Raw genomic sequence first — 3,224 nt, 5'->3', positions numbered from 1 at the left:
GTCTATGACGGACTGGCCGACGAGGGCGAGCGGGTCGTGGCGCCCTTACGCAGTTTTGGAGCACCGCTTGTCGATTTCAGCGGCCGCATGCCGTATCGCACCATCCAGTCGCTCTATGACGGCCTGTTCCCGAAAGGCCGCGACCGTTGCTACTGGAAATCCACCTACCTCTCGCGCCTCGACGACGAGGTCATCGGGGAGATCACCGCGCGGATGGCGAAGCGGCCCTCCGAAATGACCTTCGCCTCGATCTGGAAGTTCGGCGGTTTCGTCCAGCGCGTTGCAGCCGATGCCACTGCCTTCGGTGACCGGTCCATGCCCTTCATGCTCAGCCTCGATGCCATCTGGCCAGGCGCTGATGAGGACGACGCGAACATCAGCTGGGTTCGCAGCTTCTGGCAGGACGTGCAGCGCTACTCGACCGGGCGCCTCTATCTGAACTTCCCCGGCCATGGCGAAGGAGCGGACCTCGTACGCGACGCCTTGGGAGCCGAAGCCTATGGGAGGCTCGCCAAGATCAAGCACAGATACGATCCGGACAATCTGTTCCGCCTCAACCAGAACATCCTGCCAATGCACTAACGCACAATTCAAGTCGGCGTACGGTAGCGACTCTCGCCTGGGCATTTGCCAAGTCACGAACGGCTTACGATCATTCGCCGAAATCCGAGCTCCCCGCACGCGCTGGATGATGATCAGTCTTCGCAGCGCGAAACCGTGCTAGTATTGGACTGCGGCTTCGTGCTTGAGGGGAACCGGCTTGAATAGCTCGCCGCCTACAACGTTCGTACTCAACGGCGTAACCGCCGACGTGAGTAGGGAGACCTTGCGCGACCAATTCAACAGGACAATCGCAGTTCGCCACCAGACCTTCGCGGTATTTCGCCACCTTCTGGAGAACGCTGATCGCGTCATCACCAAGGACGAGTTGATGACGGCGGTCTGGAACGGGCTAGCCGTCACCGATGACAGCCTGGTCCAATGCATTCACGAGATCCGTGCGGCGCTCACGACAGTCGCCAGGCCGTCGTGCAGACAGTGCCGACGCGCGGTTACAGGTTGGTCCTTCCCTCAAATGCCGGACCAAGAATGATTACAATTCTGGCGGCAGAATTGGCCGCCGAGGTCCGGCCGGCAGGCCAGGATGAGCGGAGCATTGCTGCACCTACCACGGCCTACAGGCAGGTCCTTGATCGGCTACTGATAGAACATACCGGTCGTGTCTTTGCGGCGGCGATGAGACAGTACTTGCGGAGTTTGCTGGCCCTGTGCAGACAATCGTTCACAGCTATGGATGCAAATCACGCCTTCCAGAACGGCTTTTGAAGTTCCGCCTCGACGGCAGCCAGGGTGAGACCGACGTCGTCGATCCGCTGAGGCCCATCTTCCGCCAGTCGCTTCAGTTCCTCGCGATAGTACTTGCGCTCGCGCCAGACCGCGACCAGGCCGCGCAGGGCGAAGAGTCTCGCCCAGACCGATACCGGTTCAGTCGTCCACGTCGGCTGTTCGCTCCAGAGAGACTGGTAGAGTCTTGAGGTAAGAGAAAGCTGCGTGCTCATTTGGCTCGTCCTTTCTTGGTGCTGCTAAAATCGATAACGCTACTTTGGCGGATGAGCGGACCTGCGTACTAAAGCGCGGCCGAAACTGTTCCGAAAAATTCCGAAACGTTTAATATGGCGGGATGCAACGGGTTCACCTCACCTTTGGTCCGTTCGTGCTCGACCCTGAGAAGGGGACGCTCCTGCGACATGAAATACCGATCTCCATCGGGCATCGCGGCATCACGCTGCTCGCCACGCTTGCGGCCCGGCCCGGCGACATCCTGACCAAGGCCGAGCTGATGGAAGCTGCCTGGCCGGGCCTAGCGGTCGAGGAAAGCAATCTCACCGTCCAGATTGCGACGCTGAGGAAGGCGCTCGGCCCCACCGACCAAGGTGGCGACTGGATCGCCACCGTGCCTCGCGTCGGCTACCGCTTCACCGCGCCTGTCGAGCGCGCGGAAGGTTCAGTGCAGCGACCAATCGCGCCGTCCGGCAAACCCACCATTGCCGTGCTGCCCTTCGCCAATTTGAGCGGCGATCAGGACCAGCATTATCTGAGCGACGGCATCACCGAAGATATCATCACTGAACTGGCGCGTTACCGGTCGCTCGTGGTGATCGCGCGTAATTCATCTTTTCAGTTTCGTGGGCCAGCGCCGGAGGCCGCGGAAGTCCACCGGCAACTCGGCGCGCGCTACCTCGTCGAGGGCAGCGTGCGACGGCTCGGGAGCCGTATCCGGATCACGGCGCAGCTGATCGACGGCGCCAGCGGCTTCCATTTGTGGGCTCAACGCTACGACAGGGCGCTTGAGGACATCTTTTCGGTTCAGGAGGAGGTGGCGGCCCTCGTGGCTTCAACCGTCCAAGGCGCCGCCGAGGCAGATGCGACTAGCCGCTCGCGGCGAACGCCGCCGGCCGATTGGGCCGCCTACGACTACTACTTGCAGGGTCGCGCGCACTACCATCAGTATGAAATGGACAAGGGCGAATCCATGTTTACCCGGAGCGCCGAACTCGATCCGACTTTTGCTCAAGGTCATGCCTATCTAGCGCAGTGCCTGGTTGCGCGATTCTGGTACGACCGCGATCCTCGTACGCTGCAAAGTGCCTTGCGGTCTGCGCGCACAGCGCTCCTGCTCGACCGGAATGACGGCATCTGCAACCAGAGCATGGGTCTCGTGCTTGTACATATGCGCCAGCATGGGGATGCCGGACTGCATTTCCAGCAGGCCCGTACGCTCAATCCGCACGACGTCAACATTGCCGGAGACTATGCAAGCTGGCTCAACTACGGCGGCCAGCCTCAGCAGTCCTTGGCGGTCCTCGAAAGGGCCATACTGCTCGACCCGTTGCCCCCGGTCTGGTTCTGGGAGGTGAAGGGAAGCGCGCTCTTCCTGCTCGGCCGATACGCCGACGCCATCGACGCTTATCGGAAGGCCGGCGACCAGTTCTTCATCCATGCCTTTCTCGCGGCGGCCTACGCCCATCTAGGCGAGATGGAAAAGGCGCATGTCGCAGTCGAAGCCACACTGAGGCTGCAACCGGACCTCTCGCTTGGCTACCTTGCCCACCTTCCCTTCGCAGACCCATCTTCCTTCGAACACTTCCTCTCCGGCTTCAGAAAGGCCGGCTTTTTATAGGATCCAGCCGGTCCGACAACTCATCGCCGCAGTTGCGTGCATG

The 3,224-nt window shown here is 61.1% G+C and carries 4 protein-coding genes; 3 read left to right on the top strand and 1 reads right to left on the bottom strand.

All coding sequences use genetic code 11. The annotated features are described in order from the left end of the window. Together EN914_RS29490 and EN914_RS39435 are read left to right on the top strand one after the other, a co-directional pair. A partial coding sequence (locus tag EN914_RS29490; RefSeq protein WP_206527266.1) for a BBE domain-containing protein occupies positions 1 to 582 on the top strand: 582 nt, incomplete at its 5' end. 244 nt (positions 583 to 826) lie between these two features. After that, a complete protein-coding gene (locus tag EN914_RS39435) occupies positions 827 to 1,093 on the top strand; it encodes a winged helix-turn-helix domain-containing protein (protein ID WP_245467552.1) in 267 nt (88 codons plus the stop codon). 208 nt (positions 1,094 to 1,301) lie between these two features. Here EN914_RS39435 and EN914_RS39430 read toward each other — a convergent pair whose 3' ends face one another. Further along, positions 1,302 to 1,559, bottom strand: coding sequence for a hypothetical protein (locus EN914_RS39430; protein WP_013525360.1), 258 nt, complete (start codon positions 1,557 to 1,559; stop codon positions 1,302 to 1,304). Between the two features lie 122 nt (positions 1,560 to 1,681). Here EN914_RS39430 and EN914_RS29475 point away from each other — a divergent pair, with 122 nt between their 5' ends. Then, positions 1,682 to 3,181: a winged helix-turn-helix domain-containing tetratricopeptide repeat protein gene (locus EN914_RS29475; protein WP_024505322.1), complete on the top strand. Its 1,500-nt coding sequence runs from the start codon at positions 1,682 to 1,684 to the stop codon at positions 3,179 to 3,181. Positions 3,182 to 3,224 lie beyond the last annotated feature (43 nt).

The sequence above is a fragment of the Mesorhizobium sp. M7A.F.Ca.CA.001.08.2.1 genome (genome assembly GCF_003998455.1).
Lineage (GTDB): Bacteria > Pseudomonadota > Alphaproteobacteria > Rhizobiales > Rhizobiaceae > Mesorhizobium > Mesorhizobium ciceri.
This window is presented reverse-complemented; position numbering and strand designations above follow the sequence as displayed.